22 protein-coding genes are annotated in these 17,401 nt (G+C 60.2%); 9 read left to right on the top strand and 13 right to left on the bottom strand.

Annotated elements, in window-relative coordinates; translation table 11 throughout:
* Genes flhA through RAK1035_RS07180 form a run of 4 tightly spaced genes read left to right on the top strand, consistent with a single transcriptional unit; the run spans nt 1 to nt 4,362 of the window.
* On the top strand, nt 1–2,085 hold the full coding sequence (flhA, locus tag RAK1035_RS07165) for a flagellar biosynthesis protein FlhA (protein WP_008281465.1): 2,085 nt from the start codon (nt 1–3) through the stop codon (nt 2,083–2,085).
* Complete coding sequence (locus RAK1035_RS07170; RefSeq protein ID WP_008281466.1) at nt 2,082–2,846, top strand: flagellar biosynthetic protein FliR; 765 nt, start codon at nt 2,082–2,084, stop codon at nt 2,844–2,846. The genes flhA and RAK1035_RS07170 overlap by 4 nt, the downstream gene beginning before the upstream one ends.
* Nucleotides 2,847–2,848: 2 nt before the next feature.
* A complete protein-coding gene (locus RAK1035_RS07175) occupies nt 2,849–3,937 on the top strand; it encodes an EscU/YscU/HrcU family type III secretion system export apparatus switch protein (protein ID WP_008281467.1) in 1,089 nt (362 codons plus the stop codon).
* Nucleotides 3,934–4,362 (top strand): hypothetical protein, encoded by a 429-nt coding sequence (locus tag RAK1035_RS07180; protein ID WP_157132407.1) that lies wholly within the window; start codon nt 3,934–3,936, stop codon nt 4,360–4,362. The genes RAK1035_RS07175 and RAK1035_RS07180 overlap by 4 nt, the downstream gene beginning before the upstream one ends.
* Nucleotides 4,363–4,372: 10 nt before the next feature.
* Here RAK1035_RS07180 and RAK1035_RS07185 read toward each other — a convergent pair whose 3' ends face one another.
* Genes RAK1035_RS07185 through RAK1035_RS07225 form a run of 9 tightly spaced genes read right to left on the bottom strand, consistent with a single transcriptional unit; the run spans nt 4,373 to nt 8,922 of the window.
* Complete coding sequence (locus RAK1035_RS07185) at nt 4,373–4,855, bottom strand: flagellar basal body-associated FliL family protein (protein ID WP_008281469.1); 483 nt, start codon at nt 4,853–4,855, stop codon at nt 4,373–4,375.
* A gap of 24 nt (nt 4,856–4,879) precedes the next feature.
* Nucleotides 4,880–5,614 (bottom strand): flagellar basal body L-ring protein FlgH, encoded by a 735-nt coding sequence (gene flgH / locus RAK1035_RS07190; RefSeq protein WP_008281470.1) that lies wholly within the window; start codon nt 5,612–5,614, stop codon nt 4,880–4,882.
* 8 nt (nt 5,615–5,622) lie between these two features.
* A complete protein-coding gene (flgA, locus tag RAK1035_RS07195; RefSeq protein ID WP_008281471.1) occupies nt 5,623–6,039 on the bottom strand; it encodes a flagellar basal body P-ring formation chaperone FlgA in 417 nt (138 codons plus the stop codon).
* Entirely contained in the window at nt 6,039–6,824 is a 786-nt protein-coding gene (gene flgG / locus RAK1035_RS07200) for a flagellar basal-body rod protein FlgG (protein WP_008281472.1), read from the bottom strand. The genes flgA and flgG overlap by 1 nt, the downstream gene beginning before the upstream one ends.
* 14 nt (nt 6,825–6,838) lie before the next feature.
* Nucleotides 6,839–7,552, bottom strand: a complete 714-nt coding sequence (locus RAK1035_RS07205; RefSeq protein ID WP_008281473.1) for a flagellar hook-basal body complex protein — start codon at nt 7,550–7,552, stop codon at nt 6,839–6,841.
* A gap of 1 nt (nt 7,553) precedes the next feature.
* Nucleotides 7,554–7,823 (bottom strand): flagellar biosynthetic protein FliQ, encoded by a 270-nt coding sequence (locus tag RAK1035_RS07210; RefSeq protein WP_008281474.1) that lies wholly within the window; start codon nt 7,821–7,823, stop codon nt 7,554–7,556.
* 4 nt (nt 7,824–7,827) lie between these two features.
* On the bottom strand, nt 7,828–8,118 hold the full coding sequence (gene fliE / locus RAK1035_RS07215) for a flagellar hook-basal body complex protein FliE (protein ID WP_008281475.1): 291 nt from the start codon (nt 8,116–8,118) through the stop codon (nt 7,828–7,830).
* 12 nt (nt 8,119–8,130) lie between these two features.
* The gene (gene flgC, locus RAK1035_RS07220) at nt 8,131–8,523 is read right to left on the bottom strand and encodes a flagellar basal body rod protein FlgC (RefSeq protein ID WP_008281476.1); all 393 of its coding nucleotides are present in this window, start codon (nt 8,521–8,523) and stop codon (nt 8,131–8,133) included.
* 9 nt (nt 8,524–8,532) lie between these two features.
* Entirely contained in the window at nt 8,533–8,922 is a 390-nt protein-coding gene (locus RAK1035_RS07225) for a FlgB family protein (RefSeq protein WP_008281477.1), read from the bottom strand.
* Between the two features lie 86 nt (nt 8,923–9,008).
* On the opposite strand from RAK1035_RS07225, the gene RAK1035_RS07230 reads away from it, so the two are divergent.
* Entirely contained in the window at nt 9,009–10,358 is a 1,350-nt protein-coding gene (locus RAK1035_RS07230; RefSeq protein WP_037297897.1) for a FliI/YscN family ATPase, read from the top strand.
* Between the two features lie 6 nt (nt 10,359–10,364).
* Here RAK1035_RS07230 and RAK1035_RS07235 read toward each other — a convergent pair whose 3' ends face one another.
* The gene (locus RAK1035_RS07235; protein WP_008281479.1) at nt 10,365–10,790 is read right to left on the bottom strand and encodes a tellurite resistance TerB family protein; all 426 of its coding nucleotides are present in this window, start codon (nt 10,788–10,790) and stop codon (nt 10,365–10,367) included.
* A gap of 121 nt (nt 10,791–10,911) precedes the next feature.
* On the opposite strand from RAK1035_RS07235, the gene RAK1035_RS07240 reads away from it, so the two are divergent.
* A complete protein-coding gene (locus tag RAK1035_RS07240) occupies nt 10,912–12,486 on the top strand; it encodes a lysine--tRNA ligase (protein WP_008281480.1) in 1,575 nt (524 codons plus the stop codon).
* Between the two features lie 61 nt (nt 12,487–12,547).
* Complete coding sequence (locus tag RAK1035_RS07245; protein WP_008281481.1) at nt 12,548–12,946, top strand: c-type cytochrome; 399 nt, start codon at nt 12,548–12,550, stop codon at nt 12,944–12,946.
* A gap of 52 nt (nt 12,947–12,998) precedes the next feature.
* Here the strand turns inward: RAK1035_RS07245 and RAK1035_RS07250 are convergent, their stop codons facing one another.
* On the bottom strand, nt 12,999–13,658 hold the full coding sequence (locus tag RAK1035_RS07250) for an OmpA family protein (protein WP_037297900.1): 660 nt from the start codon (nt 13,656–13,658) through the stop codon (nt 12,999–13,001).
* Nucleotides 13,659–13,781: 123 nt separating this feature from the next.
* Nucleotides 13,782–14,618: a methylated-DNA--[protein]-cysteine S-methyltransferase gene (locus RAK1035_RS07255; protein ID WP_008281483.1), complete on the bottom strand. Its 837-nt coding sequence runs from the start codon at nt 14,616–14,618 to the stop codon at nt 13,782–13,784.
* Between the two features lie 98 nt (nt 14,619–14,716).
* Here RAK1035_RS07255 and nth point away from each other — a divergent pair, with 98 nt between their 5' ends.
* Entirely contained in the window at nt 14,717–15,361 is a 645-nt protein-coding gene (nth, locus tag RAK1035_RS07260; RefSeq protein WP_008281484.1) for an endonuclease III, read from the top strand.
* Nucleotides 15,358–16,344, top strand: coding sequence for an adenosine kinase (locus RAK1035_RS07265; RefSeq protein ID WP_008281485.1), 987 nt, complete (start codon nt 15,358–15,360; stop codon nt 16,342–16,344). Before nth ends, RAK1035_RS07265 begins: the two co-directional genes overlap by 4 nt.
* A gap of 256 nt (nt 16,345–16,600) precedes the next feature.
* On the opposite strand, the gene RAK1035_RS07270 is transcribed toward RAK1035_RS07265, so the two are convergent.
* A complete protein-coding gene (locus RAK1035_RS07270; protein ID WP_008281486.1) occupies nt 16,601–17,377 on the bottom strand; it encodes an enoyl-CoA hydratase in 777 nt (258 codons plus the stop codon).
* Nucleotides 17,378–17,401: the final 24 nt, after the last annotated feature.

The raw sequence follows: 17,401 nt of genomic DNA on the forward strand, positions 1-17,401 counted from the left end.
ATGGGCGGTTTTTCCATCAAGTCGGTGTTTCAACCAACGGTCCTGCTGGCGCTCGCGCTTATGGCCGTGATCGTGATGATGATCCTGCCCGTTCCGGCATGGCTGCTTGATGTCGGGCTGGCGGCATCTTTTGCCCTCGCAATCCTGATTTTTACGATCACGCTCTTTATCGACCGGCCGCTCGATTTTTCCGCATTTCCAACCATCCTCCTTGCATCGCTGATGCTGCGCCTGGCGCTCAATGTCTCTTCGACCAAGCTGATCATCGGACAAGGCCATACCGGCACCGATGCCGCAGGACAGGTGATCGAGGGGTTTGCCGATTTCATCATCGGCGGCAATGTTCTTTTGGGTCTTGTCGTGTTTCTCGTGCTTTTGATCGTCAACTTTCTGGTGATCACCAAAGGTGCCGCGCGCATGGCAGAGGTTGGTGCACGCTTTGCCCTTGATGCAATGCCCGGCAAGCAGCTTGCCATTGACAGTGACATGTCGGCGGGTGCCATCAATCATCAGGAGGCCAAAGAGCGGCGAGAGCAGGAACAACAGGAAACCACTTTCTTTGGATCGCTCGATGGGGCCTCAAAATTCGTCAAAGGGGATGCGGTTGCGGGCCTTTTGATCACGCTTCTGAACTTTCTCGTCGGTCTTGTGATCGGCATCACGCTCCATGACATGCCGATCGGTAAAGCCTTTGAAACCTATACGATCCTGACAATCGGTGACGGGCTGGTTACCCAGATTCCGGCTGTCATCATCTCGATCGCTGCGGCGCTGCTACTGGCGCGGGGCGGCAATAAAGGCGCGGCGGATCTGGCGATTTCCGAGCAGATCGGGCGTCATCCGACGGCGCTGGCGACAGTCGCTGTCTTGATGGGGCTTTTTGCGCTCGTGCCGGGCCTGCCGTTTGTGCCGTTCCTCCTCGGTGGCGTCGGATTGGCCGCTCTGGCTTATGCCAGCCATCGCAGTCGGGGCGCGAACCCCGCCTCATCGCAAGAAGACACCCTTCCCGTGAGCGCGCCGATCAGGTCAATGGGCGACATTCTGGAACTGGATGACATTCACGTGGAATTTGCCCCGGACCTTGTCAACATGGTGCTTGATCCCGGTGTCGGCCTTGAGGCGCGCATCACCAACATGCGCCAGTATGTTGCGACAACATATGGGGTTATCCTCTCGGATATCCGATTGACCGACGATCCGGGTATGCCACCAGGCAGCTACGTTATACGCATTCAGGGGGTGGAACGCGCGCGGGCGTTTCTGAGGGACAATCACCTTCTTGCCCTCGACCCCGACCAGTATCCGGCCCTTGCCCCAGGTGAGACGGTCAAAGAGCCGGTGTATGGTGCCCCGGCACGTTGGATTCCTGCTTCAGAGCAGGATCGTGCGGCGCTGTCCGGGGCCACTCTGGTGGCACCCCCAGAGGTGCTTGCGACCCATCTTCTAGAGGTGATCCGCCGCAATCTGAGCCGGTTGCTGACAATGAAGGCCATGCGCCGCCTGCTCGACGAGATGGTCAATCTCTCTGACAGAGGCAGGTCTGAGGCCAACCGCAAACTGCTCGAGGACATGATCCCGGATCGTGTTGCACCGGATCTCTTGCATGCGGTCCTGCGCCTGTTGCTCGCGGAGCAAGTCTCGATCCGAAATCTGCCGTTGATCCTTGAGAGCATTGCTGAAAACCGGCAGTTTGGGCCGCAGCCTGAGGCCATTTGTGAGCATGTGCGCCAGAGGCTTGGGTTTCAGTTGGTTGCGGGCCTGCAACGCCCCGACGGCAGCTTGCCCCTGATCCAGCTTGCACCGGAGTGGGAGGATACATTCACCGCTTTTGAGATGAGCGGCGAGCGTGGCCGCTCCGACGTTGCCTTGCCGCCGGAGCAGTTCAGCACGCTCACGGCCGGGGTCGCCGAGCAGGTGCAACTGGCCGGAGAAAGGGGCCTCTCGCCCGCCCTGGTCACATCGTCTTTGCGGCGCCGATTTCTGCGCACACTTTTGATCGCCAGGAATGTCAACGTTCCCGTTCTCAGCTTTGAAGAAATAGGATTCGAGGCCAAGCCATCGCTAGTCGGCGTGGTGCGCGCATGACGCCTCTCGCTCAGGTCTTTGATCTGTCGATCGAGATGCTTTGGTTGCACGCAGCCGTATTTCTGCGGGTCGCACCGATCATCGGGCTCTTGCCAGGGTTCGGCGAATCCTCCGTCCCGATGCGGATCAAGCTGGTTCTTGTCATCGCCTTTACACTGATCGTGACACCGGTCCTATCGCCTGATCTGGCAGATCAGGCTCGGGCACCGACGGTAGGTTTGATCCTGTCCGAGACGATTGTCGGCCTTGCCCTGGGCGTTGCTCTGCGGCTCTTTCTGATGGCTTTACAAATGGCGGGGTCGATTGCGGCGCAGTCGACCTCATTGGCGCAAATCCTCGGAAATGCCAGTCAGACGCCGCTTCCGGCCATTGGTCACCTTCTCGCAACTGGCGCGGTGGCCCTGATGATGATAATGGGCGTCCATGTGCGTTTGGCTGAGATGATTGTGCTCAGCTACGGGATCTTTCCAGTTGCGGAGTTTCCAGACGTTGGCACCCTGTCGCAATGGGGAGTTGCCCGGATCGCGCAGGCGTTCTCTTTCGGCTTTTCTCTTGCTGCGCCCTTTGTGCTTGTTTCGGTGCTGTATAATCTGACGTTGGGCATAATCAATCGGGCGATGCCCCAGTTGATGGTTGTTCTCGTCGGCGCCCCGGCTGCGATGGCCCTTACCCTCTTTCTGTTGATGCTGGTGGTGCCCACGATGCTGGTGGTTTGGCTCGGAGCATTTCAAAGCTTTATCACCAACCCGTTTGGAGGGTGACGATGGCCGAGCAAAACGACGACTCTGACAAGACGCTAGAGGCAACACAGCACAAGCTGGACGAGGCCCGCAAAAAGGGAGAATTTGCGCGCTCTGCCGATCTCAACACTGTTGGAACCTACGCTGGGCTATTGCTGGCCCTCAGTCTTGCAAGTGGCACGCCTGTTGAGACAGTCGGAGCCAACCTCATGACTTTGGTCGAACACTCAGACCAGTTGGCCAAGCTCATATTTCAGGGCGGGCTGGGCGCCTCAGCGCTGGGTGGAATAGCGGCGCAGATCGTTTTCGGCCTGTCCCTCTTTTTGCTTTTGCCAATGGTTATGGCACTTGCGGCCGTGATCGCACAGCGCGCTTTTGTCGTGGCTCCGACCAAGATCGAACCCAGGGTATCGCGCATCAATCCGGTTGAGAACGCAAAGAACAAGTTCGGGGCAACGGGGCTCTTCGAATTTGCCAAGAGCTTTGGGAAATTGTTTCTGTACAGCCTCTTGCTTGGGGGTTTTCTGACCTATCGGCTACCGGAAATGATGAGCACATTGCATGCAGAGGCCCCGATCATCGGGGCGGTGATGGGCAAATTGATCATCGAGTTCATGATTATTGTTTTACTCATCTCGCTCGCAATCGGCGGTCTTGATTATCTGTGGCAGTATTTCGATCATTTGCGGCGTCAGAGGATGTCTCACAAGGACCTTCGCGATGAGTTGAAGCAGAACGACGGCGATCCCGCGGTCAAACAGCAGCGCCGACGCCGCGCGATGGAGTTGGCATCTGGCAGGATGATGGCCGATGTGCCAACGGCGGATGTGGTCATCGTCAATCCCACTCATTTTGCAGTGGCCCTGAAATGGAGCCGCAAACCGGGGGCTGCGCCAACCTGTGTGGCCAAAGGCATGGATCATATAGCGCTCGCAATTCGCGATCTCGCCCGAGAAAGTGGTGTGCCCATCCTTGAGGATGCGCCAACAGCGCGCGCGCTGCATGCCACGACAGAGATCGGCCGTGAAATCGATCCAGCGCATTATGCGGCTGTGGCCGTCGCCATCCGTTTTTCCGAAGACATGCGCCGCAAGGCAAGGAGTTTTGGGTGACCGCTCGAAGCCATGCAGATATGGTGGCCTTGACTGACGCGCTCTATCGTGCGGCCTCGGCCAAGATGCAGCGGATACTGTCAGAGGAGGCACGGTTGCGTGCAGACCTTAGCCAGCTTGAGACTATGCGCGGCGCTACGCAAGATATGCCCCAAGGCGATGCGAGCGGATACCGTGCGGTTGGCGCAGATCTTTTATGGCAGGGTTGGATCGGGCAAAGCAAGGCCCGCCTGCATTCCGACCTGGCGCGCGTTCTGGGGAGCAAAGGACAACTAAGCCGAGAGCTGCGCCGCAGCTTTGGCAAGTACCAAGCGGCGGCGCAGCTCTCTCAAGAGGAAAGGCACCGCACCGTGCAAGCGCGCGCTAAAGCGCAAGCTGCGCTCTTGGAAAGCCTTGCGCGGCTCCAACAGATGCCTCCGGACTGACCGCCGCCGCCTAGACGTCTTGGCGTGCGATTTCCGTGATCAGAACGCCCATGATAGCATCCCCCAACACCTCTTGCGCCACGTCGCCGAGCGCTGAACGCAGTACATCCATGTTTCGAGCCTTGGTGAATTCCCCTTGAAAACCGCCTCTGTTGGCGTGATCGAAAAGTGCCTGCAACAGAACATCCCGCAGCTTTGGTTCTCGGTCATAGACCTCGGCTGTGCGACCTGCGGTGGTTTCTATGCTGAGTGACAGCACCACAAGTGCGTTTATCCTGTCCTTGGCAACCAGTGGGATGACGAACTGGTTGTTCAGCTTTACGATTTCACTGCCTTTGTGGGCCTCTGGTCGCGGTGTTGCGTGATCCGTGGTTGGTTCGGGTGGGTGTTCCGCCTGCGCGTTCTCTGGCTCAGGCTTGAGCACAACGCCTGCCCCGCCCCCCGCAGCCAAGCCAATCAGAAGCAAGAACAGAGGAAGCATTTTCGCAAGCATTATGATAGGTCCTGGCTTTGGTTTTCAGAAGGGAAGAAGGCCATCGAGCAACTGCTGACCGATCCTGGGTTGTTGAACATCGGTGATCTGGCCGCGCCCACCATAGGAAATCCGGGCGGCGGCGATTTTGTCATAGGTGATCTCGTTCTGGCGCGAGATGTCTTCGGGCCGCACGAATCCGGACACCAGCAATTCGCGCAACTCGAAATTGACCCGCACCTCTTGAGAGCCTTGGATTTCAAGTACCCCGTTCGGCAGAACCTGCATCACGGTTGCGGCCACGCGCAGGGTCAGCTCTTCACTCCGGCTGACCGAGCCTTCTCCGCCGGATTGGCTGGTTGAATTGAGACCCGCCGCGCGGTCAAGACTGGCCCCTTCAGGCAGGTTGCGGTTGATCCGTTGGGGGATGCCGAAGAGATCCGGGATCGCCAGGCTCTCGGACCCGTCCCGAGAGCGCGATGTGGAGTTCGAGATCTGCGCCTCTTCGTCAATTTCAATGACCACCGTCATGATATCGCCACGCTGCGCTGCGCGCCGGTCGCCCAAAAGGGATTGCTTGCCACCGCTCCAGAGCGAGGCTTGTTGAAACGGGGCGTTCTGCGCGGTGCTGCGCGGCAGGCCCGGATCAAGCATGGCAAGCTGTTCGGTGGAGTTCATGGTCGGGGTGAAACTTGGCGGTTTGCCGAGATGGTCGAGGCGCGCGCAGGAGGCGGCCAGCAGAACCACGACAAAGATTAAATTGAGACGCAAGGCAGTCATGGTGGCTCCTATTGCGACACGAGTATCTGGCCGTTTGCCGTAACGCGCCCCGAGACAGTGGCGCGCGACGCAAGGTTCATCACGCGGACATGATCACCGATCCCGGCTCGGTCGAGCGAGCGGCCTTCTGTCATGATCTCTAGGCCGCCACGCAGATAGATCAGTGGGACGACCTGATTGCGCTCGACTACGGTGGGGGGCCCGACATCGCCTTGGCGCACCGGACGACCCGGATAGAGGGCGACGCGCGCCTCTTGCCCAATCAGGTCCTCTAGCGCCACATCGCTGTGGCTCTCGCCCTGTTGCAACAAGAGATCGGCCGGACCAAGGATTTCTTGTGGGCGGATTGTGCGGGTGGCGAGGATGACATCTGCCAAAGCCGGTCCGCTGAGAAAAATGCCGAGCATAAAAGCCAGAGACCGCATCACCGCACCTGTGTTGTGGCGCTGAGCATCTGGTCAGCGGCGGTGATGACCTTGGCATTCAGCTCATACCCTCTTTGGGCCTCAATCAACTCGGTAATCTCACGCACCGGGTCGACGGAACTGTCTTCCAGATAGCCCTGGCGCAGCGTGCCCAAACCATCCTGTCCGGCGGTGGTGACATTCGCGGGGCCAGAGGCCTCGGTTTCGACGAAAAGATTGCCGCCGATCGCCTCTAGCCCCTTGGGGTTGGTAAAGCCGACAAGGTCGATCTGCCCCAGTTGCTGCGCCTCGGCGGTGTCTTGGAAAAAGGCGAAAACCTCGCCTTCGGCGTTGATGGTGATGCTGCGGGCATCCTCGGGGATCGTAATCTCGGGGGCGATCGGAAAGCCCTCGGAATTGACGATGACCCCATCCGCCGAGCGTTTGAGCGCCCCGTCGCGGGTATAGCCGGACTGGCCAGAGGGCAATCGGACCTCCAGATAGCCGCCCCCGTCGATGGCGAGATCGAGATCGCCATTGGTCTGGGTCAGCGACCCTTGGGCCAGTTGTACGGAAATCGCCGATGGGCGCACACCAAGGCCCAGTTGCACGCCGGTGGGCAAAACCGTGCCATCGGCCGCGTTGATGGTGCCAGCACGCGCGAGTTGCTGATAGTGCAAATCCGCGAATTCTGCCCTGCGCGCATTGTAGCCGGTGGTCGACATGTTGGCGAGATTGTTCGAAATCGTTTCGACCCGCATTTGCTGGGCGGCCATTCCGGTGGCGGCGATCTTGAGGATATGCATGACGCGCTCCTGAGTTAACGGATGAGGGAATCGAGCGCGGAGGTCACGCGCTCATGTTCGGTATCGAGAAAGCTCTGGCCCATTTCATAGGCGCGCTGCACTTCGATCATGCGGGCGACCTGGCCGATGGGATCGACATTGGCCCCCTCCAGAAATCCCTGGTGGATGACCCCTTCTTCGACCGGTTCGAACCCGCCATCGGCATGGAACATCACGCCATCCTCGCGGATCATGCCAACCCTATCGATGGGGCGCACAAGGCCAATCTGGGCCAGCGGGCGGCCATTGTCGCTGAGCGTGCCGTCGGGAGAGAGACCGATACTGCTGGCGTCAGGGGGAATGAACACGGGCGCCCCGCCTGCATCCAGCACGCGAAAGCCATCCGGCGTGACCAGATCGCCTTGCGCCGAGAGTGTGAAGCTGCCCGCGCGCGTCAGCCGCTCGCCTGCCGGGGTCTCGATCAGGAAAAACCCGTCTCCCTCAATCGCTAGATCAAGCATGCCGCCCGTAGGGGTGAGCGGCCCTTGGAGCGTTGAGGTCATCCGCACATTACCCCGCGCCATCGAAAGAGAGGGGCCGCCTTCGGTGCGTTTGACGAACTCGGAAAAGATCAGCCCCTCTTGGCGATAGCCGGTGGTCGCGGCGTTGGCGATGTTGTTGGCCACGACCTGCAATTCGCGCAAGAGCCCGGATTGCCGGGTGAGGGTTGTGTAGCCCGCGCTTTCCATCTCAGCCTCCTGTGATGATCGGGATGAGCCGGTCCTGAAAAAAGGTGACCAGCGTTTGCGTCATGAAGCCCATGGTGATCCAGAACACGACAATGATCGCGCCCAGTTTGGGAACAAAGGTCAGGGTCAGTTCCTGAATCGAGGTGAGCGCCTGAAAGAGCCCCACCACGAGGCCCGCCAGAAGCGCCACCGCGAGGATCGGAAAAGAGATAATCACCGAAATCCAAAGGGATTCGCGCAACGTGTCAAAGAACAGGACCTCGTTGAGCATCGGATCAGACCGGCATGCGGAGGATTTCCTGATAGGCCTCCACCACACGGTCGCGCACCGTGACGGCGGCCTCAACCGCGAGTTCGGTCTGCGCAAGCGCCTGCACCAGAGAATGTGGATCAGCCTTGCCGATCATGCTCGCTTTGGCGAGGGTTTCGCCCTCTGAGAGGGTGGCGACAAAATCCTTGGCCACGGTCTGAAAGGCGCTGCCCGCCGCACCGTGACCGGCGGCCGGTTCGGTCGCCATGCGGGCGGCAGAGTATTTCTGGGCGGTATTCAATCCGGTAATATCCATTCTGGATCTCCTTTATCGGCGTAACAGGTCCATCAGCCCGGCAGACATCTGCCGCACCTGATCAAACATCTTTAGGTTGGCCTCGTAGCTGCGCTGCGCCTCGCGTGCGTCGGCGATTTCGATCATGAGATCGACCGTGGACCCTTGGTAATGCCCAGTTTCATCCGCAAGCGGGTGACTGGGATCGTAGATCCGCTGTGGGGCGCTCTGATCAAGGTGGACCCGGCTCACCGTGACGGCACCAGCGGTCCCGGTCCCGGCGTGGGTCGCCTCGAACGATACGGTTTTGCGGCGATAGCCGGGCGTGTCGGCATTGGCGATATTCTCGGACACATGCTGCAGACGTTGCGCCTGAGCCTTGAGCCCGCTGGCTGAAACCGAAAGGGCGTTGGAAAAATCGCTCATCTTCCGCCCCTATCGCCGCCCGATCGCCGCGCGCAGCACGGTGAGCGAGGATTTGTAGATCGCGAGCGCGCGGTCGTGTTGGCGTTTCACATCCACTGCGCGCAGCATTTCGGTCTCAAGCGTGACCGAGTTGCCATTGGGGTCCGCGACGGCATCCCTGTCTTTGGCAACAGCAAAATCAAGGCGCGTTTCATGGCCGAGCATATGCCCGCCCCGTGTCGCGCGCGGCATCTGTCCCCCGTCATCAGAGGCGTAGACCACCGCAAAATCTGCGATGTCGCGCGCGGCATAGCCCGGCGTATCGGCATTGGCCATATTCTGCGACACCAGCGCCTGACGGGCACCCGCGTGCTGCGCCAACGCATGAGCCATGCGAAATACTTCCATCTTTTCAAACATCGGGGCTTCTCCCTCGAGTGGCTTCAACCAAGGCTTAACCCTGATTCCTTTAGAAATTGTTTGCGGGATCATGATTGGAGCAGGCGATGCAGAGACAGGACATGGCGGCGTTGCGGGCGGAACTTTCTTCGCTGCGTCTGTCGCGGGTGATAGGCCGGGTCAGCGCGGTGCAGGGAAATACCTTGCGGATCAGTGGCCTGTCTTCTGAGGCACGGCTAGGAGACAGGGTGGACATTCGCCGCCGGTCTGGTGCGCCGCTCTCTGGCGAGGTGATCCGGCTTGAGGCGGCTTCTGTGATGGTCTTGCCTGAGTCTAGCCCCGAGGGGGTTGCCCTTGGGGACCGTGTGATTCTGGGGCAGGCAGAGGCCATCGCGCCGTCACACGGCTGGTTGGGTCGGATCATTGATCCCTTTGGTGCACCGCTCGATGGTCGGCCTCTTTTGCGTGGGGCCGAGACACGGGCGTTGCGCGCAGAGCCCCCGGCCCCGGCGCGGCGGCGCGCGCTGGGCGCGCGGCTGGAAACTGGAATGGCGGCCTTTAACACGGTGCTGCCCATCGTGCGCGGACAGCGCGTGGGCCTTTTTGCCGGGTCAGGCGTTGGTAAAACCATGCTGTTGGGGCATCTGGCGCGGCACATGCAGGCCGATGTTGTTGTGATCGCTCTGATCGGCGAGCGCGGCCGCGAGTTGCGCGAATTCGTCGAGCATGTGCTGGGGCCTGAGGGTATGCGCCGCGCGGTGATCGTTGCCGCCACCTCGGACCGCTCGCCGCTTGTTCGCCGCCGTTGTGCCTGGACGGCAATGGCCGTGGCCGAGTTTTTCCGCGATCAGGGTCAGCAAGTGCTGTTCCTTGCCGATTCGATCACGCGCTTTGCCGAGGCGCATCGCGAGGTGGCGACGGCGGCGGGGGAAATGCCTGCGCTGCGCGGCTTTCCGGCCTCAACCTCGCATTTGATCATGTCGCTTTGCGAACGGGCGGGCCCGGGCGAGGACGGGGCCGGCGATATCACCGCGCTTCTGACCGTTCTGGTCGCTGGCTCGGATATGGAGGAACCGATTGCCGACATTCTGCGCGGCGTGCTTGACGGGCATGTGGTGCTGGATCGTCAGATCGCGGAGCGCGGGCGCTATCCGGCGATCGATCTTTTGCGTTCCGTGTCGCGGAGCCTGCCGCGCGCCGCAACGGATGAAGAAAACACCCTGATTTCACGAACGCGCAGCCTTTTGGGCAATTATGCCCGGTCTGAGACCATGATAAAGGCAGGCCTCTATGCCGAGGGCAGCGATCCCGAACTCGATCAGGCGATACGGATCTGGCCCGAGCTTGACGGGTTTCTGGCCGAAAAAGAGGCGGTTTCCGCTAAGAACAGCTTTGCCCGTCTGGGTGTTATCCTGCGGCGGGCAGGAACGCCGCCACTTCGCGGCGCGGCACGTTGAACTGGCTTACGCGAGCATGTGCCGTGCCCGTGCGCCGCGTTCGATGGCGGCGGCATGCAGCCTGTCGATGGTCAGCTCGTAGCGGATTTCTTCGAGCAGGCGCAACTCGCGCTCGTTCAGTGTCCCATCTGCCGCCGCCACATCACAGGCAAGCGCATAGGCTGTCTCGAACAGCCGTTCGGGCAGGTTCGCACGCACAAGACCAAAGAGCGCATCAAGACCGTCTTCGACCGTAAACAGGTCGAGCACGGTTTGCGACATCAACCTGAGCCGATCCAGATCATAGTCGGCAAAGATCGGCAGGTTATTCACCGTGCTTTCGATCTTGATGAGTTCAGCGGTGCGCATATCCTCATCCGAGGCCGAGACGGCGATCATCACCGCCACAAGGCAATCTTGCGGTGTAAGCGGGTGGGGCATCGGTTCTGACATGTGCGGGCCTTTCGCGCGGGGCTATGTTGCGGTGCAGAATATTGACTGTCACGCCCCCCGGCAATAGGAAGCGCAGATGCTTTGCCGGGATTTCGGCGGGCTGAAACCTGGAGTGTGACCGATGTCCGAATTGCGCGATGCCGCCATGAATTCGAAAGCCTGGCCTTTTGAAGAGGCGCGCCGCGTGCTCAAGCGCTATGAAAAGGCACCGCCGGAAAAGGGTTACGTGCTGTTCGAGACCGGTTATGGCCCCTCAGGCCTGCCGCATATCGGCACCTTTGGCGAGGTGCTGCGCACGACGATGATCCGCCGTGCCTTTGAGGTGATAAGCGACATTCCGACACGGTTGATCTGCTTTTCCGACGATCTTGATGGCATGCGCAAGGTGCCGGGCAATGTGCCTGACCGTGAAATGCTGATGGAGCATCTTCAAAAGCCTCTCACCTCTGTGCCAGACCCTTTTGGCACGCATGAGAGCTTTGGCCACCATAACAACGCCATGCTGCGGCGGTTCCTCGATACCTTTGGGTTCGACTATGAGTTCTATTCGGCCACGGAATTCTATCGCTCAGGTCAGTTTGACGACGTGCTGCGCCGCGCCGCAGAACGCTATGACGCGATCATGGCGATCATGCTGAAATCGCTGCGTGAAGAGCGGCAGCAGACCTATTCGATCTTTCTGCCCATTCACCCCGAAACGGGCCGTGTGCTCTATGTGCCGATGAAAGAGGTGAACGCCAAGGATGGCACCATCACCTTTGACGATGAGACGGGGCGCGAATGGACCCTGCCGGTGACGGGCGGCAATGTGAAACTGCAATGGAAGCCTGATTTTGGCGCCCGTTGGGCTGCTCTTGGCGTTGATTTCGAGATGTATGGCAAAGACCACTCGACCAACACGCCGATTTACGATGGCATCTGTCGTGCGCTCGGCGCACCCGCGCCAGAGCATTTCACCTATGAGCTTTTCCTTGACGAGAGCGGACAGAAGATTTCGAAATCCTCGGGCAATGGTGTGTCAATTGATGAGTGGCTGACCTATGCCGCCACCGAAAGCCTGTCGTATTTCATGTATCAAAAGCCCAAGACCGCCAAGCGGATGCATTTCGATGTCATCCCACGGGCCGTGGATGAGTATCATCAGCAATTGCGCGCCTATCCCGAACAGACGCTAGAGCAGCAGTTGGCCAATCCGGTTTGGCATATTCACGGCGGCAAGGTGCCCGAGAGCCGGATGGTTGTGCCCTTCTCGATGCTGCTCAACCTCGCCTCGGTCTCGGCTGCCGAAGACAAGGAAACACTCTGGGGCTTTATCCGTCGCTATGCGCCCGACGCCCGCCCCGAGACCCATCCTGATCTCGACGCGGCAGCAGGCTATGCGGTGCGCTACTACAAGGATTTTGTGGCCCCAGCCAAGGTTTACCGTGCGCCCACTGATCTGGAACGTGAGGCCTTGGTGGACCTTCGCGCGCAACTGTTGGCCTATGATGGCCCAGCCGAGGATGAGGCGCTGCAATCCATCGTCTATGCCGTGGGGCGTGACCGGTTCGATCCGTTGCGCGACTGGTTCAAGGCGCTCTACGAGGTGCTTTTGGGGGCGTCTCAGGGGCCACGCTTTGGCGGGTTCATAGCACTTTATGGCGTGACGGAAACTGTGGCACTGATCGACAAGGGGTTGTCGGGCGAGTTGTCCTGATCAGGGCCGTTGCGCAGCCTTGGTGCTCTTGCTACCTTTGGTGAAAACAAAGGGGCGAGCGATGCGTATCTTGGCAATCCTGACCGCCGCAGGCCTTGCGGCCTGTGCAGCGACCGTCTCCATGCCCGATGCGGGCGAGGGGGCGGGAATTTATAATGCCAACTGTGCCCAATGCCACGGGGCATCCGGGCAGGGGGACGGCCCTTGGGCGTCTGGTCTCAGGCCGGCTCCGGCGGATCTGACGCAACTGTCGAAAGATGCGGTTTTCCCCCGCGCCCATGTTTTGTCGGTGATCGACGGCTATGACCGCACCGGACTTCCGGGTCAGGACATGCCCGAATTTGGTCTGCTGCTCGAGGGGGAAACCGTGCCGCTTGATGTGGGTGACGGCGTTCTCACACCCACACCGCGCCCGCTTGCAGCGTTGATGGCCTATCTCGAAAGCATCCAAGTCAAATGAATAAGGGGGCTGACCGGGATTCGGCCAGCCCCCTCTTTTCAGTCAAACGCGATCAGGCGTTGGGCAGGATAACGATTTCGACCCGGCGGTTCTGCGCCTTGCCTTCGCTTGTGAGGTTTGAGGCGACGGGCTGATCCTCGCCCCGGCCAATGGCGCGGAGGCGAGCATAAGGCACGCCGCCGCTGGCAAGCACATCCGCAACCGCATTCGCGCGACGCAACGACAGGCCCTGATTATATCCTGCATCGCCGTCGCTGTCGGTATGGCCTACGACCTGCACCGTGGTGTTGGGATAGGCTTGCAGGCTCTGCGAGACCTTGAAGAGATCATCACGCAGCGCGGGGGCCACTGTTGCCCCGTCCACCGGGAAAAGGATGTCTTGCGGCATGGTCAGGATCAGGCGGTCACCGGTGTTGACGATCCGCACATCGCCGTCAAGTTGCTGACGCAACTCGGCCTCTTGCCGGTCCAGCGCGTTTCCGATGGCCGCGCCACCCACGGCACCAAGTACGCCACCAAGCAGCGCGCCCTTCCCCTTGCTGTCGCTGACAATCGCTCCGGTCCCGGCACCGATGAGACCGCCGATGATCGCCCCCTGCTGGGTTTTTTGGTTGGGGTTTGTGCCACCCACATAGCCCGGATCGGTGCAGGCGGTTGCCAGCAACAGGGATGCGCCGGAAAGCATCAATAAGGGTTTTTTCGCTCGTATCATGGAATTCGCCTCTTCGGTTCAACTGGCCCGATGGATCGGGTCTGCGCCGATGATATGCAATAACAACCCGTATCCCAAGGGTCATTCACGGGGAAAAACCTGGCATTGCCTGCAACTTTCCGCCTATCCGTCGGCGCGGGCACCCTCCCAGGCAAGAATAGCGCGCTTGACGGGCAAGCCCCAGTGATAGCCGCCAAGCGCGCCTGATTTGCGCAAGGCCCGGTGACAGGGGATAATGTAGCTGACCGGATTGCGCCCGACCGCAGTGCCCACAGCCCGCACCGCACGTGGATTACCGATGGCGCTTGCGATTTCGGAATAGGTGGTCACGTGGCCCGAGGGTATTTGCAAGAGCGCCTCCCAGACCTTGATCTGAAACGGTGCGCCGATCATGTGGACCGCCGCCTCGCCGCGCCCGCCAAAGGCTGCATCGACCCAGCCCGCGATTTTGTCGGGCGCCTCGGTATACGCGGCCTTGGGCCAGCGGGATCGCATATCGGCCATCGCGATCTCTCGCCCGAATTCCTCGGAAAAGGCCAGGCCACAGAGCCCGCGATCGGTGCCCATGGCAAGCGCCTCACCAAAGGGGCTGTCGAACCAGCCGAAATGGATCGTCAGCCCGTCGCCCCCGCGGGCAAAATCGCCGGGGCTCATCGCCTCCCACCGCAGAAAAAGATCGTGGAGCCGCCCCGTGCCCGACAGGCCCGCCGCATCGGCAGCCTCCAGCGTCGTGAATCGCTCTGCCAACAGCGCCTTGGCATGGCCGAGGGTCAGGTACTGCTGATAGCGTTTCGGCGACACCCCCACCCATTGCGAAAAGAGCCGCTGGAAATGCGCAGCACTCATGCCCATCTCTCGCGCCAATTCCTCGAGCGTCAGCGCCGCGTCATGGCCATCAATAAGGTCGATAGCACGGCGCATGACGTGGTAGTGATAGCCGGATTCGGGTTGGGCGTTCATCTTGGCGTTCCTGTGATTTCACAGGCAGGATAAGACGCCGGTTCACGGCATGCGACCCGAATGTTGCGCATCCCGCCAAATCCCGGCATAGAACAGCCATGGCACGCCAACTTGACTATCATAAGGTCCGCGATATTTTCGCCCGGTTCGAGGCTGCAGAGCCGGAACCCAAGGGCGAGTTGGAGCATGTCAACGCCTATACGCTTGTCGTTGCCGTCGCCCTTTCGGCGCAGGCCACCGATGTCGGCGTCAACAAGGCGACGCGCGACCTCTTCAAAATCGCTGACACCCCGCAAAAGATGCTCGATCTGGGCGAAGAGGGGCTGATCCAGCACATCAAGACCATCGGCCTCTATCGCAACAAGGCCAAGCATGTGATGAAACTCAGCCGGATCCTTGTCGAGGACTACGGCGGAGAGGTGCCCAACTCCCGCGCCGCGCTGCAATCCTTGCCCGGTGTCGGGCGCAAAACGGCGAATGTTGTGCTCAATATGTGGTGGCATTATCCGGCGCAGGCGGTGGATACGCATATCTTCCGCGTCGGCAACCGCAGCGGCATCTGCCCCGGCAAAACGGTGGACGCTGTCGAGCGCGCTATCGAAGACAACGTGCCGGTGGACTTTCAGCGCCACGCGCATCACTGGCTCATCCTGCATGGCCGCTACACCTGCAAGGCGCGCAAGCCCGCCTGCGGCACCTGCCTTATTCGTGATCTCTGCTTATTCGAGGACAAGACCCTATGACAAAATATCAGGCCGTTGGCATCGGTAATGCCGTGGTGGACGTGATCAGCCAATGCGATGATGCCTTTCTGGCGCGCATGGCCATCGACAAGGGCGTGATGCAATTGATCGAAACCGAACGCGCCGAATTTCTCTATGAGAACATGACCGACCGTCGGCAGATGCCGGGGGGATCGGTGGCCAATACCATCGCGGGACTGGGCGCGCTTGGCCTCTCGACAGGTTTTATCGGTCGGGTCAGCGATGACGATCTTGGGCGCTACTACGCTGCGGCGATGGCCGAGGTCGGTACTGATTTCGTCAATCCACCACGCGGCGATGGCGCGCTGCCCACCTCGCGGTCGATGATCTTTGTCTCGCCAGATGGCGAGCGGTCGATGAACACCTATCTGGGTATCTCGACCGAACTCGACGATGCAGATGTGCCCGAGGCCGTGGCCGGGCTGGCAGAACTTTTGTTTTTAGAGGGGTATCTCTTTGACAAGCCCAAGGGCAAGGCAGCGTTTCAGGCGGCAGCGCGCGCGGCGCGGGCCGGCGGCGGCAAAGCCGGGATCACCCTCTCCGACCCGTTCTGCGTCAATCGCCACCGGGACGACTTCCGGGGTCTCTTGCGCGAGTTGGACTATGTGATCGGCAACGAACACGAGTGGTGCGCGCTCTATGAGACCGAGGATCTGGGCTCTGCGTTGGAACAGGCGGCATCTGAAAGCGGCCTCATTGTCTGCACCCGTTCGGGGCATGATGTTGTGCTGGTTCAGGGGGATGAAACTGTCACTGTTCCGGTGCATCGCGTGACCCCGGTTGATACCACCGGCGCGGGCGATCAGTTTGCCGCTGGACTGCTCTACGGCCTGGCGACGGGCCAACCGCTGGCGGTGGCCGGGCGCATGGGCTGTATCGCGGCGGCCGAAGTGATTGGGCACTATGGCGCGCGCCCCGAGGCGGACGTGAAGGCGCTTTTTGCTGCCGAAGGATTGATCTGAGAGGTTGGCGTCTGGCGGCAGAACGCAGAGTTTGAGTATTTTTGCCAAAAAGAAGCGCAAGGTTTTATTAACCCTGACGTGAGATGCTGGGGCTGCGGTACAGGCTGGAGAGCCGATGACCGCCCATGAAGAAGCCGCGCCCGGGTGTTGCGTGTGTCAAATCCGGGCGCGCATTTCGGTTTCTTTATGGTCCAAATACTCCGGGGTGAATTGGCCGTAGGCCAAGAGGGGCAGCGCCCCTTTTGGTGTAAAACGCTTACTTGTCGCGGAACTGCGCCTCGCGTTTCTCGGAAAACGCGGCCATCCCCTCTTTCTGATCCTCGGTAGCAAAGAGCGAATGGAACACGCGCCGCTCGAACAAGAGCCCCTCGCGCAATGTCGTCTCATAGGAGCGGTTGACCGCTTCCTTTGCTGCCATCACCGAAATTTGCGATTTCTCTGCAATTTTCTGTGCCGCTGCCATCGCCTCTTCCATCAGCTTCTTGGCTGGGACCACCCGGCTCACGAGGCCTGAACGCTCTGCTTCTTCGGCATCCATGAAGCGGCCCGTCAGGTTCATGTCCATCGCCTTGGATTTGCCCACCAGCCGTGTCAGGCGCTGCGTTCCGCCAAGGCCCGCGATCACGCCGAGATTTATTTCGGGCTGGCCGAATTTGGCGGTGTCCGAGCAGATGATGAAATCGCACATCATCGCCAGTTCGCAGCCCCCGCCAAGCGCATAGCCCGACACCGCAGCGATGATCGGCTTGCGTACCCGGGCGATGGCGGCGCTATCGGCGGTAAAGAGGTCTTCGGTGAAGACATCGACAAAGCTCTTCTCGCTCATCATCTTGATATCGGCCCCGGCGGCAAAGGCTTTTTCCGAGCCGGTCAGCACGATACAGCGCACTTTTTCGTTCTGTTGCGCCTCTCCCAATGCCTCTGCAAGTTCCGACATCAACTGCGCATTGAGCGCATTGAGCGCGTCAGGCCGGTTGAGCTTGATGAGGGCGACGTGGTCTTCTATTTCGACGATGATCGTCTCATAGGCCATGAAATCAGCTTTCATTTGTTTCCA

The sequence above is a fragment of the Roseovarius sp. AK1035 genome, from assembly GCF_003288315.1.
Lineage (GTDB): Bacteria > Pseudomonadota > Alphaproteobacteria > Rhodobacterales > Rhodobacteraceae > Roseovarius > Roseovarius mucosus_A.

Excerpts from the sequence above, each read along its gene's own strand:
- flhA (WP_008281465.1), top strand. The coding sequence starts at position 1 with ATGGGCGGTTTTTCCATCAAGTCGGTGTTTCAACCAACGGTCCTGCTG.
- RAK1035_RS07170 (WP_008281466.1), top strand. The coding sequence starts at position 2,082 with ATGACGCCTCTCGCTCAGGTCTTTGATCTGTCGATCGAGATGCTTTGG.
- RAK1035_RS07175 (WP_008281467.1), top strand. The coding sequence starts at position 2,849 with ATGGCCGAGCAAAACGACGACTCTGACAAGACGCTAGAGGCAACACAG.
- RAK1035_RS07185 (WP_008281469.1), bottom strand. The coding sequence starts at position 4,855 with ATGCTTGCGAAAATGCTTCCTCTGTTCTTGCTTCTGATTGGCTTGGCT.
- flgH (WP_008281470.1), bottom strand. The coding sequence starts at position 5,614 with ATGACTGCCTTGCGTCTCAATTTAATCTTTGTCGTGGTTCTGCTGGCC.
- flgA (WP_008281471.1), bottom strand. The coding sequence starts at position 6,039 with ATGCGGTCTCTGGCTTTTATGCTCGGCATTTTTCTCAGCGGACCGGCT.
- flgG (WP_008281472.1), bottom strand. The coding sequence starts at position 6,824 with ATGCATATCCTCAAGATCGCCGCCACCGGAATGGCCGCCCAGCAAATG.
- RAK1035_RS07205 (WP_008281473.1), bottom strand. The coding sequence starts at position 7,552 with ATGGAAAGCGCGGGCTACACAACCCTCACCCGGCAATCCGGGCTCTTG.
- RAK1035_RS07210 (WP_008281474.1), bottom strand. The coding sequence starts at position 7,823 with ATGCTCAACGAGGTCCTGTTCTTTGACACGTTGCGCGAATCCCTTTGG.
- fliE (WP_008281475.1), bottom strand. The coding sequence starts at position 8,118 with ATGGATATTACCGGATTGAATACCGCCCAGAAATACTCTGCCGCCCGC.
- flgC (WP_008281476.1), bottom strand. The coding sequence starts at position 8,523 with ATGAGCGATTTTTCCAACGCCCTTTCGGTTTCAGCCAGCGGGCTCAAG.
- RAK1035_RS07225 (WP_008281477.1), bottom strand. The coding sequence starts at position 8,922 with ATGTTTGAAAAGATGGAAGTATTTCGCATGGCTCATGCGTTGGCGCAG.
- RAK1035_RS07230 (WP_037297897.1), top strand. The coding sequence starts at position 9,009 with ATGCAGAGACAGGACATGGCGGCGTTGCGGGCGGAACTTTCTTCGCTG.
- RAK1035_RS07235 (WP_008281479.1), bottom strand. The coding sequence starts at position 10,790 with ATGTCAGAACCGATGCCCCACCCGCTTACACCGCAAGATTGCCTTGTG.
- RAK1035_RS07240 (WP_008281480.1), top strand. The coding sequence starts at position 10,912 with ATGTCCGAATTGCGCGATGCCGCCATGAATTCGAAAGCCTGGCCTTTT.
- RAK1035_RS07245 (WP_008281481.1), top strand. The coding sequence starts at position 12,548 with ATGCGTATCTTGGCAATCCTGACCGCCGCAGGCCTTGCGGCCTGTGCA.
- RAK1035_RS07250 (WP_037297900.1), bottom strand. The coding sequence starts at position 13,658 with ATGATACGAGCGAAAAAACCCTTATTGATGCTTTCCGGCGCATCCCTG.
- RAK1035_RS07255 (WP_008281483.1), bottom strand. The coding sequence starts at position 14,618 with ATGAACGCCCAACCCGAATCCGGCTATCACTACCACGTCATGCGCCGT.
- nth (WP_008281484.1), top strand. The coding sequence starts at position 14,717 with ATGGCACGCCAACTTGACTATCATAAGGTCCGCGATATTTTCGCCCGG.
- RAK1035_RS07265 (WP_008281485.1), top strand. The coding sequence starts at position 15,358 with ATGACAAAATATCAGGCCGTTGGCATCGGTAATGCCGTGGTGGACGTG.
- RAK1035_RS07270 (WP_008281486.1), bottom strand. The coding sequence starts at position 17,377 with ATGGCCTATGAGACGATCATCGTCGAAATAGAAGACCACGTCGCCCTC.